At 63.1% G+C, this 17,566-nt stretch carries 17 protein-coding genes and 1 tRNA gene; 9 read left to right on the forward strand and 9 right to left on the reverse strand.

The window, feature by feature from the left end:
* Positions 1-24: 24 nt before the first annotated feature.
* On the forward strand, positions 25-876 hold the full coding sequence (locus FJ974_RS07275) for a YihY/virulence factor BrkB family protein (protein WP_140533780.1): 852 nt from the start codon (positions 25-27) through the stop codon (positions 874-876).
* Positions 877-883: 7 nt separating this feature from the next.
* Here FJ974_RS07275 and FJ974_RS07280 read toward each other — a convergent pair whose 3' ends face one another.
* Positions 884-1,774 (reverse strand): DMT family transporter, encoded by an 891-nt coding sequence (locus FJ974_RS07280; RefSeq protein WP_140533779.1) that lies wholly within the window; start codon positions 1,772-1,774, stop codon positions 884-886.
* A gap of 157 nt (positions 1,775-1,931) precedes the next feature.
* Here FJ974_RS07280 and FJ974_RS07285 point away from each other — a divergent pair, with 157 nt between their 5' ends.
* Positions 1,932-2,219 (forward strand): hypothetical protein, encoded by a 288-nt coding sequence (locus FJ974_RS07285; protein WP_140533778.1) that lies wholly within the window; start codon positions 1,932-1,934, stop codon positions 2,217-2,219.
* 143 nt (positions 2,220-2,362) lie between these two features.
* Here FJ974_RS07285 and gluQRS read toward each other — a convergent pair whose 3' ends face one another.
* The gene (gluQRS, locus tag FJ974_RS07290) at positions 2,363-3,238 is read right to left on the reverse strand and encodes a tRNA glutamyl-Q(34) synthetase GluQRS (RefSeq protein ID WP_140533777.1); all 876 of its coding nucleotides are present in this window, start codon (positions 3,236-3,238) and stop codon (positions 2,363-2,365) included.
* A gap of 81 nt (positions 3,239-3,319) precedes the next feature.
* On the opposite strand from gluQRS, the gene FJ974_RS07295 reads away from it, so the two are divergent.
* From FJ974_RS07295 to FJ974_RS07305, 3 genes are all read left to right on the forward strand, one after another.
* Positions 3,320-3,979 carry a DNA-3-methyladenine glycosylase family protein gene (locus FJ974_RS07295; RefSeq protein ID WP_140533776.1) on the forward strand — a complete coding sequence of 220 codons (660 nt, stop codon included), beginning with the start codon at positions 3,320-3,322 and terminating at the stop codon, positions 3,977-3,979.
* A gap of 110 nt (positions 3,980-4,089) precedes the next feature.
* The gene (locus FJ974_RS07300) at positions 4,090-4,647 is read left to right on the forward strand and encodes an HNH endonuclease (protein ID WP_140533775.1); all 558 of its coding nucleotides are present in this window, start codon (positions 4,090-4,092) and stop codon (positions 4,645-4,647) included.
* 36 nt (positions 4,648-4,683) lie between these two features.
* Positions 4,684-4,947, forward strand: coding sequence for a hypothetical protein (locus FJ974_RS07305; protein ID WP_140533774.1), 264 nt, complete (start codon positions 4,684-4,686; stop codon positions 4,945-4,947).
* A gap of 12 nt (positions 4,948-4,959) precedes the next feature.
* Here the strand turns inward: FJ974_RS07305 and FJ974_RS07310 are convergent, their stop codons facing one another.
* Positions 4,960-5,478, reverse strand: coding sequence for a disulfide bond formation protein B (locus FJ974_RS07310; protein WP_140533773.1), 519 nt, complete (start codon positions 5,476-5,478; stop codon positions 4,960-4,962).
* 25 nt (positions 5,479-5,503) lie between these two features.
* Positions 5,504-6,091 (reverse strand): YqaA family protein, encoded by a 588-nt coding sequence (locus FJ974_RS07315; protein ID WP_140533772.1) that lies wholly within the window; start codon positions 6,089-6,091, stop codon positions 5,504-5,506.
* Between the two features lie 281 nt (positions 6,092-6,372).
* Here FJ974_RS07315 and FJ974_RS07320 point away from each other — a divergent pair.
* Both FJ974_RS07320 and FJ974_RS07325 read left to right on the forward strand, forming a co-directional pair.
* Positions 6,373-6,457: transfer RNA gene (locus tag FJ974_RS07320), tRNA-Leu, on the forward strand.
* 115 nt (positions 6,458-6,572) lie between these two features.
* Positions 6,573-6,965 carry a GFA family protein gene (locus tag FJ974_RS07325; RefSeq protein WP_140533771.1) on the forward strand — a complete coding sequence of 131 codons (393 nt, stop codon included), beginning with the start codon at positions 6,573-6,575 and terminating at the stop codon, positions 6,963-6,965.
* Positions 6,966-6,984: 19 nt separating this feature from the next.
* On the opposite strand, the gene FJ974_RS07330 is transcribed toward FJ974_RS07325, so the two are convergent.
* Positions 6,985-8,493: a winged helix-turn-helix domain-containing tetratricopeptide repeat protein gene (locus FJ974_RS07330; protein ID WP_140533770.1), complete on the reverse strand. Its 1,509-nt coding sequence runs from the start codon at positions 8,491-8,493 to the stop codon at positions 6,985-6,987.
* Positions 8,494-8,540: 47 nt separating this feature from the next.
* Positions 8,541-9,446: an agmatinase gene (locus FJ974_RS07335; RefSeq protein WP_140533769.1), complete on the reverse strand. Its 906-nt coding sequence runs from the start codon at positions 9,444-9,446 to the stop codon at positions 8,541-8,543.
* 246 nt (positions 9,447-9,692) lie between these two features.
* Between FJ974_RS07335 and FJ974_RS07340 the strand changes: the two genes are divergently transcribed.
* Positions 9,693-9,938 carry a DUF1127 domain-containing protein gene (locus FJ974_RS07340; protein WP_140533768.1) on the forward strand — a complete coding sequence of 82 codons (246 nt, stop codon included), beginning with the start codon at positions 9,693-9,695 and terminating at the stop codon, positions 9,936-9,938.
* 62 nt (positions 9,939-10,000) lie between these two features.
* Here the strand turns inward: FJ974_RS07340 and FJ974_RS07345 are convergent, their stop codons facing one another.
* The 3 genes from FJ974_RS07345 to FJ974_RS07355 all read right to left on the reverse strand — a co-directional run bounded on the left by FJ974_RS07345 (position 10,001) and on the right by FJ974_RS07355 (position 13,914).
* On the reverse strand, positions 10,001-11,155 hold the full coding sequence (locus tag FJ974_RS07345; RefSeq protein ID WP_140533767.1) for a YncE family protein: 1,155 nt from the start codon (positions 11,153-11,155) through the stop codon (positions 10,001-10,003).
* 75 nt (positions 11,156-11,230) lie between these two features.
* A complete protein-coding gene (locus FJ974_RS07350) occupies positions 11,231-12,511 on the reverse strand; it encodes a GNAT family N-acetyltransferase (protein ID WP_140533766.1) in 1,281 nt (426 codons plus the stop codon).
* Entirely contained in the window at positions 12,511-13,914 is a 1,404-nt protein-coding gene (locus FJ974_RS07355) for a lipopolysaccharide biosynthesis protein (RefSeq protein WP_140533765.1), read from the reverse strand. The genes FJ974_RS07350 and FJ974_RS07355 overlap by 1 nt, the downstream gene beginning before the upstream one ends.
* 266 nt (positions 13,915-14,180) lie before the next feature.
* Here FJ974_RS07355 and FJ974_RS07360 point away from each other — a divergent pair, with 266 nt between their 5' ends.
* The gene (locus tag FJ974_RS07360; RefSeq protein WP_181177148.1) at positions 14,181-17,513 is read left to right on the forward strand and encodes a type ISP restriction/modification enzyme; all 3,333 of its coding nucleotides are present in this window, start codon (positions 14,181-14,183) and stop codon (positions 17,511-17,513) included.
* Positions 17,514-17,566 lie beyond the last annotated feature (53 nt).

Here is a 17,566-nt window from a genome sequence, read left to right on the forward strand (position 1 = left end):
ACAATCGAGCGGAGCGCGGCCCCCTTGTTGCGGAATATCGTCGCCCTCAAGCGCGTGCTCTACGATGCGATCGGCCATTTCACTACCGATGACGGCTGGGCGATGGCCAGCCATCTGGCGATCACCTCGCTGATGGCGCTGTTTCCGTTCCTGATCTTCGCCACGACGCTGGCAAGCTTTCTGGGCGCCCAAGCCTTCTCCGATACGGCCGTGCACCTGGTCTTCGACACATGGCCCGAGCAGATCGCCAAGCCGATCGCGCGCGAGGTGCAGAACGTGCTCACCGTGCGGCGCACCGACCTCTTGACCTATGGCGTGGTGCTTGCCGCCTATTTTGCCTCGAACGGCATCGAAGCGCTGCGCACTTCGCTCAACCGCGCCTATCGCGTCACCGAAACGCGCGGCATCATCTACCGCCGCGTGCAGAGCATCGTCTTCGTGCTGATCGCCACGGCGGGCTTCCTGGCGATCAGCGTGCTCCTGGTGTTCGCGCCGCTGCTGGCGCGACTCGCCGAAGCCCATATCGAAGGGATCAAGCCCTATATGGGCACGATCACGCTGTGGCGTTACGTCATCGCCTCCGTGGTCATCGTCGGCGGGCTGTTCGCCGTGCATTTCTGGCTGCCGGCGGGCAAGCGCCGCCTGGTCTCGATCGTGCCGGGCATCATCTTCACGCTGGCTGCCTGGCTTGTCGGCTCGACCGTCTTTGCCGCCTATCTCGACCATTTCTCGTCCTATGTGACGACCTATGCGGGGCTGGCCTCGATCATGATCGCTGTGGTTTTCCTCTACATGCTCTCGGCCATCTTCATCCTCGGCGGCGAGCTCAACGCCGCGATCAGCCGCTATCTCGAAGCGCGCGCCCGGGTCGGTTGACGCATCATCATGCCTTGGCCGGCCGGGCGCCGGCCGGCCGCGCCGTCGCCAAGCCGACGCCGAGCGTGGCGATCGCCATGCCGGCGACCTGGATAAGGTTGAGCTGCTCGCCGAACAAGGCCCAGGCGATGACGGCGGTGACGGCAGGAACCAGGTAAAACAGCGAAGCCACCTTCGACATCTCGCCGTCGCGGATCATCACCATCAACAGGAAGATGGCGCCGATCGACAGCACCAGAACCAGCCACGCCATGGCGAAGATCAGTTCGCCGTTGACCGTGATCGTGTGCGTCTCGAAGGCCAGGGAACCGATGATCATCAGGGCTGAGCCGCCGACATATTGCCACATCGTGACTGTTATCAGATCGCCGCCGGAGGCATGGCGTTTCTGCCAGATGGTGCCTGCGGCCATGGCAAGCACGGATGTAAGCGATGCGGTCAGGGTCGCAGCGGTGACACCGCCGCCGATCGCGCCGAGCTTCGGCCAAAGCACGATGACGACGCCCAAGAGCCCGACGGCGAGGCCTGCCCAATGGCGGGGCAGGATCGCCTCGCCGAGGAATTTTCCGGCAAGCACCGCCGTGATCAGCGGCTGCAGGCCGACGATCAGCGCCGAGAGCCCGGCCGGCATGCCCCTGTGGATCGCCCAGAAGACGCCGCCGAGATAGATGCCGTGCATGAGAACGCCGGCCATTGTCGCATGCAACGCTTCCGTCCGGCTGGCTCTATGCGAGCCGAGCAGCACCGTCAGGCCGGCAAACAGAATGGCCGCTATTACGAAGCGGACCGCCAGGAAGGTAAAAGGCTCCGCCCAGGGCATGGCATAGCGCGCGCCGATGAAGCCGGTCGCCCACAGGACGACAAAGGAGGCGGGAATGAACCGCTTGATGCTCTGCATTGTCGGGAGGCTCTGCCGGAGTGAAAGGTTGATGACGGCAATTGCTCTAATGCCGTTCAATTTGGCAAGCAAAACGAAACGGTTGATCCATAAGCTCATCCGAATTCAACAAACGGTGCCAAAGGGGGCATGGCGTCAAGGCACGCCATGAGCAGGCATGCTTTTGCATCTCGACACGAGTTGGCTGTTGATGACGGTCGCGACAGTGGCCGTTTTCGGTTTCTTTTTCGGCACGGCGCTGGATGCCATCATGAAGGAGGATGGTTTCGGCTCGACCGGCAACACGCTGCTGTTCACGCTGGGCTTCTTCGTCGCGGTGATGGCCGCCAATGAGCATGGCATCACATTCCGGGACCTCAAGCTTGCGGTCGCCTGGGGGCTGAGCGGCGCCTTCATCTTCATCAGCGTCATGGCGCTAATCAAAGCAGGGCTGGCGCGTCTCTAGTGCATTGATATTCAGGTGAGGCCGGTCTGCAAATGCCAGGCTTCTGCCCTTCCGGTACTCACGTACTAAAAGTACGCTCCGCTCCGGTTCTCGAAGCCTGCCATTTTCGCCGCGGCCTGACCTGAATCTCAACGCACAATCAGCTAAAGTCCAACCAGCCGCCTGACATCGTGCGGCGACAGGCCAGCCTGCCGGAGCGCGGCAAGGCCGGTGTCCTTGAGGCTTTTCGACAGCTTCCTGCCGTCGGGGCCGAGGATCAGGCGGTGGTGGAAATAGCGGGGCGGCGTAAATCTCAGCAACTCCTGCAGCAGCCGCTGCACGCCGGTCGCCGAATGGAGATCCTGGCCGCGCACGACATGGCTGACGCCTTGCAGCGCGTCGTCGACGACGACGGCGAGATGATAGCTGGTCGGAATGTCGCGGCGCGCCACGATGACATCGCCCCAATCCTGCGGCGTCGCTTCGACAATGCGCGTCGTTGTGATGGTCTCGTCGGTGAACTCGAGCCATGACAGGGCAGCCGGGGCGCTCGCGATGGCGGCTTTCATGTCCAGCCGCCAGGCAAAGGGCATGTTCTCGGCGATCCGCCGCTTGCGCTCCTTCATCGGCAGCGCCTTGTCGAGCGGCGGGTAGAGCGGCACGCCGTCCGGGTCGCGCGGCCAGCCGCGGCCGCGTCTTTCGGTCTCGGCGATGAAGGCGCGGATTTCGCCCCGGCTCATGAACGCCGGATAGACCAGTTCTTCAGCGATCAGCCGGTCGAGCACCGCCTTGTACTCGTCAAAGTGTTCGGACTGGCGGCGCACCGGTTCTTCCCAATCGAGCCCCAGCCATTTCAGGTCGCGAACTATGCCGGCCTCGAATTCCGGCGTGCAGCGCGTGATGTCGATGTCTTCGATGCGCAGCAGCAACCGGCCGCCCGCCCGCGCCGCCATCTGCTGGTTGAGCAAGGCGGAATAGGCATGGCCGAGATGCAGTTCGCCATTGGGGCTCGGCGCGAAACGGAATGTCAGGAGCGTCATTTCTCAGGCGGCATTCGGGTTGTCAGGCGCTTGCGCCGCTTGATAGTTAGCCATCAATCATCGTCCTGGGAACAAGCAAACGTGCAACGCATCGCCTCGCTCGACGACATCGCGGCAGGGCTCGACGCGCTCTGCCTGATCGATCCGCGGCTGGAGACGGTGCGCGGCAAGGCCGGCGAGGTGCCGCTCAGGCTTTCGGAACCGGGCTTCAGGAGCCTTGCTTCGATCATGGTCTCGCAGCAGGTGTCCCGCGTCAGCGCCGACGCTATTTTCGGCCGGCTGACCAGGCTGGTCGATCCGCTGACGCCGGAGGCCATTCTGGCGACCGGCGAGGAGGTTTTTCGCGAGGCCGGGCTGTCGCGGCCGAAGCAGCGCGGGCTGCTCGCGGTGGCAGAGGCGGTGGCCGGCGGGCTCGACCTTCATCACCTGTGCTCGCTCGAAGCCGGCGAAGCAATCGCGGCGATGACCAGGGTGCCGGGCATCGGCCCGTGGACGGCGGAATGCTATCTGCTGTTCGCGGCCGGCCATCCCGATGTCTTCCCCGCCGGCGACGTCGCCTTGCAGAGCGCTGTCGGCCATGCGCTGGGCATCGATCCGCGTCCGCCGGAAAAAACGCTGATTCGGCTCGCCGAATCATGGAGCCCGTGGCGAGGTGTCGCGTCGCGGCTTTTCTGGGCCTATTACCGCGAATTAAAGGGACGGGATGCCGCACCGCTCGCCGAAACGGCAAAAAAAGCATGAAAATCCTACTTTTTTGGCGCGCTCGACGAACGACAATCCGCTTCACATCCCTGTCATGTCGGGCTTACAGTATCCGCGCCGTTCGGTTCTAGAACGAAGGAGGCCAAGACGTGACGGTTGCCGTATCTCCGGATGGGCTTCCAGCGCTGGTGCTGAATGCGGACTACCGTCCGCTCAGCTATTACCCCTTGTCGCTCTGGTCCTGGCAGGACGCCATCAAGGCGGTGTTCCTCGACAGGGTCAACATCGTCGCCGAGTACGAGCACGCCGTCTCCTCGCCGACCTTCTCGATGAAGCTGCCGAGCGTGGTCAGCCTCAAGGCCTATGTTAAGCCGTCGCGGCATCCCGCCTTCACCCGCTTCAACGTCTTCCTGCGCGACCGCTTCCAGTGCCAGTATTGCGGCACGCCGGAGGACCTGACCTTCGACCATGTCATCCCGCGCCATCGCGGCGGGGCGACGACCTGGGAGAATGTCGTTGCCGCCTGTTCGCCCTGCAATCTCAGGAAAGGCGGCATGATGCCAGCGCAGGCCAAGATGTGGCCGCTGCAGAAACCGTTTCAGCCGACGGTGCACGACCTGCACAACAACGGCCGCCTGTTCCCGCCCAACCATCTGCATGAAAGCTGGATGGATTATCTCTACTGGGATGTCGAACTGGAACCGTAGAGTTCATCGCTGCCGCTGGGGCTGATGGGCCGACGCATGTACAAGATAACCATCGAGTGCCTTGACGTCGCGTCCGGCCCTGGTCCGCAAGCTGCAATCGACATCGAGCAAGAGTTTCGCGCCCACCGAACCTGGCATGAGCGGCCTAGTTGCTCTTACGCCGATGGGAAACTTTTGCTCGTCGCGTGCAATAACTTTGACGCCGACGGAAGAGCTCTGCTCGACGAATTTTGGGACTGCCTCGCCGCATATCTCGGACAACATGGCGCAATGCAGATCCTCAGTGTCGAGCAGGCCTGAAATTACCGGATGTCAATCCCGTGACAGCGCGCTGCGGAAGGCGACGGCGGCCAGGATGAGGCTGGCGATGGCGTTCCAGCCGGCCAGCGACAGGCCGAGGATGCGCAGCGCTGCCTTGTCGCAGGAGGGCGGCACGAATTTGTCGAGCGCGTCGAGCACGCCCTTGCCGCCGGTGTCGACAGGGCCGGCGCCAGCTGTGCAGTCGGTCGGGCCTGGCCACCAAGCCCATTCGACGCCCGAGTGATAGACGCCGAGATAGAGGCCGTAGAGCATCAGCAGGCCGCCGATCGCCAAGAGGCCGCGCGTCACCCAGGCCGGCGCGCGCAGCATCGAGGCCACCGCCGCCAGGAGCATCAGCGGCACGCCGATATAGTAGGGCGTGCGCTGCTCAAGGCAGAGATGGCAGGGGATGTAGCCACCGATGTACTGAAAGGCGAGCGCGGAACCGACGGTGGCCGCCATGGCGACGGCGAGAAACAGCGCCGCGCGCGTCCGTTGGCGTCCGCTGTCGGCATTCATGGTCGCTGTCATCGTGGGGGATCCGTTTGCTCGGCTGCTATGCGTGGGCATATCTGACGAGGATATAGAGCAAAATCAGGGCGGCGGCGCCGGCGCTGACGATCATTCCCAGGCGTTTTTCGATGAACTCCCTGATCGGTTCGCCATAGCGGCGCAGCAGCCAGGCGAGCAGCAGGAAACGCGCGCCGCGCGCCACGATAGCCGAAACGATGAAGACAATGAGATTGACGTGCAGCGCACCGGCCAGGATCGTGACCACCTTGATCGGCGGCAGGTGCGCCGCGCCGGATGTGACGAGCAACACCAGCATCAGCCCGGTGCCGGACGACTGCCACTTCTCGAACGTCGCAAGGCCGCCGAAGTGCTCCAGGATCGGCCGGGCTATCGTATCGTAGGCATAGTAGCCGATCAGCCAGCCGGCAACGCCGCCCAGTACGGACGCAACGGTGGCGGTCAGCGCGTAGCGATAGGCGCGTTTGGGCCGCGCCAGCGCCATGGGCAGGAACAGCACGTCGGCCGGTATGAAGAAGACGGAGCTTTCGACGAAGGCGATGAAGGCCAGCCACCATTCAGCGGATTTGCGCGCCGCCAGCGACAGCGTCCAATCGTAAAGTCCGCGAAGCATCGGCTCTCCTAATCGCATGTCGTGCAAAACGCAGCCGCGGTTTTCGGACACGGGCATGCAGGAAACAAGGACCCAAAGCGCCGCAGCCGCCGCCTATGGCGCCGGCCGCTTCGACGCGCTGCCTGTCTAGAAAGATTTTCCGCGCCGCACAATGGCGCCGCCCTTACGAAACCGTAAGGTGTGGCATGGTCGTCGAGCGGGCCGCCCAAATCGGCAACAGGCCAGTTGACGAACGGGTCTCCAACCGTATAGTCCGCGCCCATCCAGGCCGCCCGGCCTGAGCCCCTATGGCGGAATTGGTAGACGCGCTCGACTCAAAATCGAGTTCCGCAAGGAGTGCTGGTTCGATCCCGGCTAGGGGCACCACCCTTTGCTCTTCGAGCTTCGGGTGGCTTGTCCTCCGAAGCCTTGGCGAAGGAGGACAGGCCATCCTTTGTTAGACGAAGGAGGACGACCGCCTGATTTTACGGGAGACGCGCGCATGGACCGATTCACCGGTGGCTGCCTGTGCGGCAATGTCCGGATCGTGGCGTCGGGACGCCCGTACCGGGTCGGCGTTTGTCACTGCCTCGATTGCCGCAAGCACCATGGGGCGCTTTTTCACGCTTCGGCGATTTTTCCTCGGGATGCGGTGATCATCGAGGGCGAAACACGCGACTATGCCGGGCGGTTTTTCTGTCCCAACTGCGGCTCCCCGGTTTTCGGGCGCAGCGGCGACGAAATCGAGGTGAACCTGGGATCCCTGGATGCGCCTAACCAGCTGAAGCCGACCTACGAACTGTGGACCGTCCGCCGCGAGTCCTGGCTGCCGCCGTTTCCGCTCACGAGACGGTACGAGCGCGATCGTGACGCTACGGGTCGCTTCGACGAGTAGGTCGCACGGAGGGTGTGCGTCACTCCGGAAGGCCGGCCTTGTGGAAGCCGTCGACGAAATGCTCGAGCGTCGCTTCGTCGCGGAACGGCTCGGTCCAGACCCAATGCCGGGTCGTGAAATGCGGATTGGCGACGAGGAACATTTCGACCTCGGCGCGCGCCTCGTCGAGCCGGCCGAGCTGCGCAAGGCTTGCCGCCAGGAAACGGCGTGAGCTGGTTCGATAGGTCTCGTCCCGGCGCAGCGTTTCGACGGCGCCCTCGTAGTCGCGCGCCGCATATTGGGCCGCGCCGAGCGTCAGATAGTACCAACTCGGTGGAAACGGGTTTAGCCGAAACGCCTTGCGAATGTGCTCGAGGCCGGCCTCGACCTGTCCGGCCAGCACCGCGATGTCCGACAGTGTCGCCCAGGCGTCGGCTTCGTTCGGGTCGAGCTCGAACGCCTTGGCGAACTCAGCGTCCGACTCGGCGAAGCGGCGCTCATAGGCAAGCAAATTGGCCAGCACCCAGCGGCAGCCGGCATCGTTGGGATCGATCGCCACCGCCTTGCGCGCCAGTTCCAGGGCAAGGCTGCGGTTGGGTTCGATGGGTTCGCCCCAATGCACCCATCCCATCCAATGGTTCATGGCAAGCCAGCGATAGGCCTCGGCGTATTGCGGATCGAGCGATATGGCGCGCGCCAGCATCAGATGCGCTTCGCGCGCCGTCTGCGGCGAATCGTCGATCAGTTTTCGCGCCCGCACGCAAAGATCGTACGCTTCGAGATTCTTCGGCCGGTTGCGTGGCGGCGGCGCGCGCAACCGGCCAAGCAATGCCTCGACGATCTTGGCCGTGACCTCGTCCTGGACGGCAAAGATATCGTCCAGGCTGCGATCGAAGCGTTCCGCCCACAGATGTTCGCCGCTCAGCGCGTCGACCAGCTGAGCGTTGATGCGCACCCGGCCCGCGGCGCGCCTTGCGCTGCCCTCCAGCAGGTAGCGCACGCCAAGATCGCCGGCGATGCCGCGCACGTCCATCGCCTTGCCTTTATAGGCAAAGACCGAGTTGCGGGCGATGACGAACAGGCCGGCGATCCTGGACAGGTCGGTGATCAGGTCCTCGGTCAATCCGTCGGCGAAGGATTCCTGTTCGGGATCGTTGCTGAAATGGACGAAGGGCAGCACGGCGATCGATGGTTTGTCGGGCAGCGGCAAAGGTTTCCGCCTCGCGCCGCCGAGCCGTTCGACAGCCCCGGTGAAGCGATAGCCGACGCGCGGAACCGTGGCGATCCATTCATCGCCGTCAGCGGCCGGACCCAGCAGCTTGCGCAATTGCGCGATCTGGACGGTGAGGTTGCCTTCCTCGACGGCCGTGCCCGGCCATGCCGCGTCCATCAACTCGGCCTTGCCCAGGATTTCACCGGGCCGTGCGACGAGCGCCGCAAGCAGGTTCAGCCCGCGGTAGCCAACGGCAACGGGATCGCCGTTCCGAAGCAGCGTTCCCACACCGGAGTCAAGCACGAACGGGCCAAAGGCGAAGCGCTCTCCCTGCATGGGGCGCACTCTTAGAGCAAATCCAGGAATTGCGTCAAAGCCGGGTTTCAAACCTGCCGGACGATGGCGCCGACCACATTGACGAGAAGGCGCGCGGCGGTCAGGGCCGACAGGCCATCAATGTCGGCGGGAGGATAGAGCTCGACAAGGTCGAAGCCAACGATCCTGGCTCGCCTGCCGAGGCCTGCAATCAGGTCGATCGTTTGCGTGTAGGCGAGGCCGCCAGGCGTGCGCGCCGCGACGCCCGGCATGATGCCGGGATCGAGGCCGTCGCAATCGAGAGTGACGACGACCCGCGCTCCTTGCGGAATATGCCGCAGGGCGGCTTCGACGCCCTGGGCGTGAACCTCGCGGGCGGTCACGAAGCGGCTGCCGTAGTGCCGCGCCGCTTCGACTTCGGCAAGGCGGGCGCTGCCGACGCTGCGAAGGCCGACCTGCACCATGCCGGCGACGTGCGGCATCTCGCTTGCCCGGCGCATCGGGCTCGAATAGCCGTAACGCTCGCCATCTACCTCGTTGCGCCAGTCGATGTGAGCGTCGATCTGCAGGATCCAGACCGGCCCGTGATCCGCAAAGCCGGCAAGGAAAGGTATCACCACGGAATCGTCGCCGCCGAGCAGGATCGGCACGGCGGGCAACACCAGGATCTCGCGCGTCTTCGCCTCGATGCGGGCCCGGTTGCCGGCATTGTCATGCATGGTGGTCGCGATGTCGCCGGCGTCGATGCAGCTGACCGGATTGCCGTCGAAAAGCGGGCCGCCGAGATCGAAATCCCAGTGCTCGACAAGCGCGGCATCGTCCTGGCTCGCGGCGCGGATGGCATCGGCAGCCAGCGCATGGCCGCTGCTGTCCTTGCCGGGATAGGTGCTGCCGTGACCGGCTCCGAAGATTACCGCACGGGGTGTGCGGCCGGCGTCGAGGTGATCGGGGAAGCTGAGAAAGGGGGCGGTCATTGCTTGATGGTCCCGATGATGTTTCGGCGGAAATTTCGGTGGCGAGAGCTTAGGAGGTCTTTTGCGCCAGTGCGAAAGCCTACGCCAAGCCCATAAGGCCGCAAAATCAGCCTGCTTGGAAGTTTTTGGAACAATTTGGCAGCGCTTAATTACGACGCCCGTCCGCGTCCTGCACAATTCAACCTCTTTCAGGTCGAGGCCCCCGACTCCCAACGGTGTGAGGCCTCAACGAGCACGGAGGTTGCCATGAACAACACCCTTGCATCGGCCCGGCACCAGTGCCTGCGGCCAGCAATGACCGCGGCGCGGGCGCCGTATCGCTACAGTCTGACGGCCCTGCTAAGCAGGATCGCCGCCTGGCGCGAGCGGACGCATTTTCGCTGGGAACTGAAGCGAATGGCAAAGGACAATCCGCATCTGATCGACGATATCGGCCTGACGCGATGGCAGGTCGAGGAAGAGATCGCCAAGCTGCCGTTCTGGCAGCGATAGGGCGCATGCTGACGAGATGCCGGAGCGCAATGGCAGCAAACCCATCGTTTTGTCCTGGAAGCCTACCGCATGTTTCCGGTATGGCCCTGCGAGTATCGGCCCGGCTGCGGCCACACGGTCAGGCCGTGCGGCTCGACGCCGACGCGGATCCTCGTCACGGCGCCTGAGGTCGTGTCGATCATATAGACCTCGCTGTCGAAGCGGCCGGAGAGCCAAAGCTGCCTGCCGTCGGCGCTGACATTGCCCATGTCGGGGCTGCCGCCACCGGGGATCGGCCATTGCGCGACGATCGCGCGGGTGGCGAAGTCGATCACGCTCACGCTGCCCGGTCCCTTCGCCTTGCCCTGCTCCATCCTGTGCGAGCCGCGGTTCGAGACGTAGAGACGCTTGCCGTCGCGGCTGACGACGAAGCCGTGCGTGCCGATGCCGGTCGGGATGAAGCCGATCTCCTTGAAACTGTCGCCGTCGACCAGGAAGACGCCGTCATTCATCATGTCGGCGACGTAAAAGACCTTGCCGTCGGGCGAGAGCCTGATGTCCTGCGGCATGCCCATCTTCGACAGGTCGAGATGGCCGAGCACCTTCTGGTTCTTAAGGTCGATCTTGGTCAGGCCGCCGTCGCCATATTCGCAGGTGAAGATCGCGTAGGAGCCGTCGGCCGAGAAATCGGCATGGTTGATGCCGGGGCAGGTCGGCGTCGGCAGGACCGATTTCAGCGCCATGGTCCGCGGATCGCGAAAGTCGAGCTGCTTCATGGCCTCGTCGACGATAATGGCCGCGCTGCCGTCCGGCATGAAATACATGTTGTAGGGATCGTCGACCGCGATCTGCATGCCGGGCTTGGCGGTGGTCGGATCGATCGGCGTCAGGCTGCCGTTCCTGCCGTTGCCGTTGTTGGCCACCCACAGCGTCTTCAGGTCCCAGGAGGGGACGACGTGCTGCGGCCTGCTGCCGACCGGAAACCTGTCGACTTCCTTCAGGGTCACCGTGTCGATCACCGAGACGCTGTTCGACGACCGGTTGGGCACATACACGCGCGACAGCGCGCCCGCCGTCGCGGGGCTGAGATGGCCGGCGGTGGTGTGGCTGTAGATGTTGAGCGGCGCGGGCTCGCTGCAATCCTCGGGGCAGGTATCGGCCAGGGCCACGGCCGGCAGCATGGCAAGCATAAGGAACGGCGCGCACAGGCCGGCATGACGCAGCAAGGTTCTGATCATCAAAATAGCTTTGGTGGTGAATTCCCCCGGCCGGATCCGGCCGCCGCAAGCCATACAGCGTGTCCCGCTATTCATCTAGCGTCTTTTCAGCAGGTTCTTCATCCGGTTACGGAGCAGACGCGCCATGTTGCGGGTCTCGCGGTAGAGGTGCAGCTGCGAGGCGGCCTGGCGGGCGAGGCGGTCGGCATCCGGCGTCAGTCCGATCACCAGCGTGCCCATCGGCTTGCGCTCGGTCCACAGCCGGCTCATCACCGGATGGTCGGGCACCGCGCAGGAATCGGTCATGACGATGTTGGGGTCGTCGAGATGCTGCCTGGTCACCTCGATCATCAACAGCGTGCCCGGCGAATAGCCGGCCAGGTTCTCGTCATAGGCCGTCTTCCAGGTATAGGCGATGCCGGCTTCGACGAAGACGACCAGGCAGGCGATGGTGCGGCCGTCGAGCGTCAGCGAATGGATGCGGCACATATCCTGCTCGGCCAGCCGGTGCACGGCCTCGCGGGCGAAGGCGGCGCGGTAACGGTCGATCGCCATCGCGGTGCGCTCGCGGCCCTTCCAGCCGGCGGCCTCGAGCGTCAGAAATCTTTCGATGGCGTGGCGGATCTCGTCCGGTCCGCGCGCCACCAGATGCTCGAGCCTGCCGAGGTCGGCAAGGCGCCGCTTCAGCCGGCGGAACTCGCGATAATGGTGCGAGCGCAGCGAGGTTTTCAGATAGTCCTCGCCGTCGGCGTCGCTTTCGAGCACCGGACGCTCGGCCTTGCCGGTGGTCACCATGGTCAGGCCGCGGCTGTCGGCGAAAGAGGTGAGCAGGCTCGCCACCGGTCCGTCGAGCCGCATGTCGGGCAGCACGAAGACCTTCGGCAGTTTGAGATGCGGGCGCGACAGCATCGAGAAGAAATCCTCGATGACGCCGACCGGATCGTCGCGGTCGACCAGCGGCGTGCCGAGCGGGCCGAACGGGCTCGACCATGTGCGCATGGCCGGAACGCCGAGCGGGATACCCGGCCGCTCGACCGAGAACGGCACCAGCAGCCGCAGCCGGTTGCGGAATTCGTCGCCGTCGCGGATCACCGCCAGCCGCACCTCGCGGTCTTCGAGCCGGGGCATAGCGGGGGCCAGGAAGCGCGGGTTGAAGAAGACATTGGGCTCGATCGTGCGGGCGCACAGGTAATCGAGTTCCTCGACAAGGTCGAAGCCGGCCGAGGCCGGATAGATCGCGAGCTTGCGCTCCGGCCGGTTGTTGGCGAGGATCTCGATGTGCGCCGGATCGGCCTCGCGAACGAGCCCGGCAAGGCCGGACACCATGGCGCCGGCCGGGCCGCCGCTGGTTTCCTCGAGCAACGGGACGGCGGCCATCAGGCGGCTTCCTTCCTGGCGGGAACAAAGATCGCCATGACGATGCCGAGCTTGCGCCAGACGGTGAAGGAGAGCGCGCTGGCCTCGAAGACCATGGCAAGGCTGGTGGCGATCGCCGCGCCCCAGAGGCCGAAATGCGGGATCAGGAGCACGTTGAGGCCGATGTTCAAGGCAAGAGTCATGGCATAGACGGCGGCGCAGATGTTCTGGTTGCCGCTCATGGTCAGCAGGCTTTCGCACGGGCCGACGGCGGCGCGCGCAACGACGCCGAGGACAAGCAGGAACAGCAGCGGATAGCCGGCGGTGAATTCGGGGCCGAACAGCACCAGCATCGGCTCGCCGAGCGCCAGCACCAGAACGGCCATCAGGAGCGAGGGCCAGAAGGTCCAGGAGACGGTCTCGCGGGCGAAGATGGCAAGCCGCCGCGGCTCGCCATGGGTGAACTGCGCATAGCGCTGGGCGACGCCCGCCTTGACCGCGAAATAGACGAAATGCACCAGTGCCAGCGTCTTCACCGTGGCGAAATAGACGGCGACGTCATTGGGGTCGAGATAGGCGCCGACCATCAGCACGTCGGCATTGGTGAGCAGGAAGAAGAAGCTCTCGACCAGGAAGATCGGCAGCGAGACCAGGAACCACTGGCCGAAATGCACGGTCGTCGGTCCGGCCGGGATGTTCCTGTCCATGCGCGAGGTGACGCCCATCAGCTGGCCAAGCGTGGTCGCATAGGTGGCGGCGATGGAGGCGAAGATCGCGGTTTTGGCATCGGGGACATAGTGGAGCGCCAGCATCAGCGCCATGAACACGAGGATCAGCACCGGGCGAACCAGATAGGTCGGCGACAGCGCGAACAGCGCCCATGAGTTCGCCCGCGCCAGCCCCTGCATCAGATCGCCGAGCGCGATCATCGGCAGGCAGATGACGCCGAGGATGAAGGGGATGACGTAGTAATTCTCGATCCAGGGCGAGGCGAGCCACACGCCGAGCGCGCCGAGACCGGCGATCAGCGTCGAGGCCACGAGCACGAACAGACGGCTGGCTAGCACGATGCCGCGCAATTCGGCCAGCATGCCGCGCTCGCGATATTCGGGAATGAAGCGGATGACCGAGGTGTGGAAGCCGAGGCAGGCGAGATTGCCGACGATGACCATCGTCACCCAGACCAGCACGAAGATGCCGTATTCGAACGAACCCATCCAGCGCGCCATCAAAACCTGGCTGATGAAGGCAATGACGGCGCTGATAATGCGGATGGAAAAGGCGATCAGCGACATGCGGCCGGCTTCGCCGCGCTCGTCGGCGGTGAAGAGCACGGAATCGACGCGGCCGAGCAGCGGCGTCATGCGCAGCGCCCAGCGCTGCGGCAGGAACCGCCCGGCAGTCGTCGCCGCGGAAAAGCGCACCCCGAATTCTCTCCGTTTCCCGCCTCTGTCCAGCGGTCGGGTGTAGCGAAAACACCTTAAGAAAGCGTGGGTAGGGGTGCTGGGGGCATGCGCAGTCGTCATGCAGCTGGCGAATGGCGAGCGAGGAAGGAAGACAACGAAGTTCTGGTTGGCTTATGTGGCGAAGAAATCTACTGGCGCCAGCCAACTTACTGTTTATGCTCGATTCGGACTCTCAATGAGAAGAACAGTATTCGCCGAGTTGCGATCGGGGTGCCGGGGAGAAAATGGCGGAAAATACACTTGCCGAGGCGGTGTCGGCCTATGGCGCATCGCTGAAGCCGAAGCTTTCAAATCCTGCAATCGGTGGAGCGCCCGAGGACCAGCTTCGCGGACCACTCGAATCGCTGATGCGCGAGCTTGCGAGGCTCGCCGGCTTCCCGGACGGCTCAGTGCAACTTATCGGCGAGACAAGTCTTGCCGACATCAAGACGCGGCCCGACTTCGCCGCCACGGTTCACAACGCATTGGTTGGCTTCATTGAGGTCAAGCAGCCCGGGAAGGGCGCGGACCCGAGGCACTTTACCGACGTTCACGACAAGGACCAATGGAATAAGCTGAAATCGCTGCCGAATCTGCTCTACACAGACGGCAATGCGTTCAGCCTGTGGCAGGACGGTGTGCTTCAAGGCAGAGTCATCCCGCTTGATGGTGACGTCGCAACGTCCGGCGCGAAGCTTGCAGCGCCGGATGGCCTGCTGCGATTGATCAGTGATTTCCTCAACTGGTCGCCGATCGCGCCGCCAAACGCAAAGCGGCTAGCGGAGGTCAGTGCCCGTCTCTGCCGTTTCCTGCGCGATGAGGTGATCGAGCAGATGGCGCTCGGCAGCGAAGGGCTAACCGCGTTAGCGAAGGATTGGCGCAAGCTTCTGTTTCCCGAAGCTGACAACGCTCAATTCGCCGACGGCTATGCGCAGGCGGTGACGTTCGGGCTTCTCGTGGCGCGGGCACTTGATATCCCGTTAGCAGGAGGCATCCATCAAGCGGCGTACGAACTACGAAAGACCAACTCGCTCATCGGCACCGCACTCGGGCTGCTGACCGATGATGAGGCCAACCAGCAAGCGCTGAAAACGTCGCTTGAGACGCTGACCCGCGTCCTCAACGAGGTTAACTGGCACACGATCAGCAAGGACAAACCGGAAGCCTGGCTGTATTTCTACGAAGATTTTCTCGAAGTTTACGACAACACGCTGCGTAAGAAGACCGGTTCCTACTATACGCCGCCGGAAGTCGTTGGCGCGATGGTTCGGCTTGTGGACGAGGCGTTGCGGAGCCCGCTGTTTGATCGGCACGCTGGACTTGCGTCAGCCGACGTGACCTTGGCCGATCCGGCGGTCGGAACCGGAACTTTTCTGCTCGGCGTACTGCGTCGCATTGCTACTACAGTAGCAAGCGACCAGGGCGAAGGCGCGGTTCGCGGCGCCATCGAGGCGGCGGCACTGCGGCTGATCGGCTTCGAACTGCAATTCGGTCCATTCGCTGTGGCGCAGCTTCGGCTAATCGCCGAGATGCAAGCACTGGCAAAGACAAAGCCTGGCGAAGCACCGCATGTGCCCGACTTGAAGCTGTTCATCACCGACACGCTCGGCAATCCATTCATTGAGGAAGAGCCATTGATGCAGGTCGGCGCCATCGCAAAATCCAGGCGCGACGCCAATACAATCAAGAAGACGCGAGACATCACCGTTGTAATCGGTAATCCCCCTTACAAGGAAAAGGCCAAGGGACGTGGCGGCTGGATAGAAGCGGGTTCTGGGGGCAAGCTGTTCTCACCCATGGACTGGTGGACGCCGCCGCCATCGTGGGGCGTAGGCGCACACAGCAAGCATCTGAAAAATCTGTATATTTATTTCTGGCGCTGGGCGACGTGGAAGGTCTTTGGAACCGGCCGCCTTGCTGCGACAGGTTTTCCTGACAAGGACGAGGAAGGCATCGTCTGCTTCATTAGCGTGGCTGGTTTTCTCAACGGCCCCGGCTTTGAAAAAATGCGAGACGATCTGCGGCGCACTTGTTCGGACATCTGGGTCGTCGACTGCTCGCCTGAAGGACATCAGCCAAATGTGCCAACACGCATTTTTCAGGGTGTGCAGCAGCCGGTTTGCATCGTGCTGGCCGCCAAGAAGCTTGGCAAAGACAGGGAGAAGCCGGCCCGGGTGCGCTTCCAGGCACTGCCGAAAGGACGGCGCGAGGAGAAGTTCGCTGCGCTGGAAAAGTTGTCGCTCGATGAGACGAACTGGCAAGACTGCCCTTTCGACTGGCGAGCTCCCTTCTTCCCGGCCGCGAGCGGCGCGTGGGCGACGTTCCCGCCTCTGCAATTATTCTTTGATTATGACGGTTCCGGAGTGATGCCTGGACGAACGTGGATCATCGCGCCCGATGCGCAATCGCTAAAGAACCGATGGACAGTCCTGGCTAACGAAAAGGATGCCGAGAGGAAGGAGAAATTGTTTCATCCGCATCTTCGCCAAGGAAGGCCCGGCGACAAGCATATTCGCAAGGCTGTCGCCAAAGGTCTTGTCGGACATGAGGAGCGAGTTGGACCAGTTATCGAGGATCATCATTCGGTAGTTCAGCCAACGCGTTACGGTTTCAGATCGCTTGATCGACAGTGGATCATTCCAGACGCCAGGCTGATCAACCAACCGAATCCGACGCTGTGGGACTGGCACTCGCCGAGGCAAGTTTATCTTGTAGCGCTTGAAAGGGCAGCTCCAAAATCTGGTCCTGCTGTTACTTTTACAGGGTTAATTCCTGATCTGGATCACTATAAGGGTTCGTTTGGCGGTCGCACACATCCGCTTTGGCAAGGCGCGGCTGCCAAGCAGCCGAACATTTCAACAAAGTTGCTTGGATTGTTCGCAGATACCTATGGCAAGTCCGTTTCAGCCGAAGATGTGATTGCCTACCTTGCAGCCGTGATGGCACATCCCGGATTTACGAAACGCTTCCAGGCTGACCTTGTGCAGCCTGGCCTTCGGGTACCGCTTACGGGTGACCCAACGTTGTTCTCAGAAGCTGTAGTCTTGGGACGCGAAGTAATCTGGCTGCATACCTATGGCGAACGGTTCTCCGATCCCGCCGAAGGTCGGCCGAAGGCGTCGCCCAGAATGGCCAAGGACTTCGCGCCGACGATTCCCTTTGAAGGTGCGATCCCGGGCGCGCCTGAGCCGCTGCCCGATGTGATGGAATACGATCCGGTTAAGCGTCGGCTCTATATTGGTAAAGGTTTCATCGAGAATGTGTCGCCTGAGATGTGGGAATACGAAGTCTCAGGCAAACAGGTGGTGTGGCATTGGTTCAGCTACCGCAAGCGCGACCGGTCGCGCCCGCAAATCGGCGACAAACGTCCACCTTCGCAACTGGACTTCGTGCAGCCCGATCACTGGCTCGCTGAATACACTTCCGATCTGATCGACCTGCTCAACGTGCTCGGCCGGCTTGTGGCGCTGGAGCCGGCGCAGGCCGATCTGCTGGAGCGCATCCTGAGTTCGGAATTGATCAAGATCACCCACCTGCAGTCGGTGCTCGCGGCCGGCGGGGGCCAAAAAGTCGGCTGACAGGCTGCGTCAGGAATACGGGGATAAGCCGGTCGCGGGTGGTCGCTTCACGA

The sequence above is a fragment of the Mesorhizobium sp. B1-1-8 genome (genome assembly GCF_006442795.2).
Taxonomy (GTDB): domain Bacteria; phylum Pseudomonadota; class Alphaproteobacteria; order Rhizobiales; family Rhizobiaceae; genus Mesorhizobium.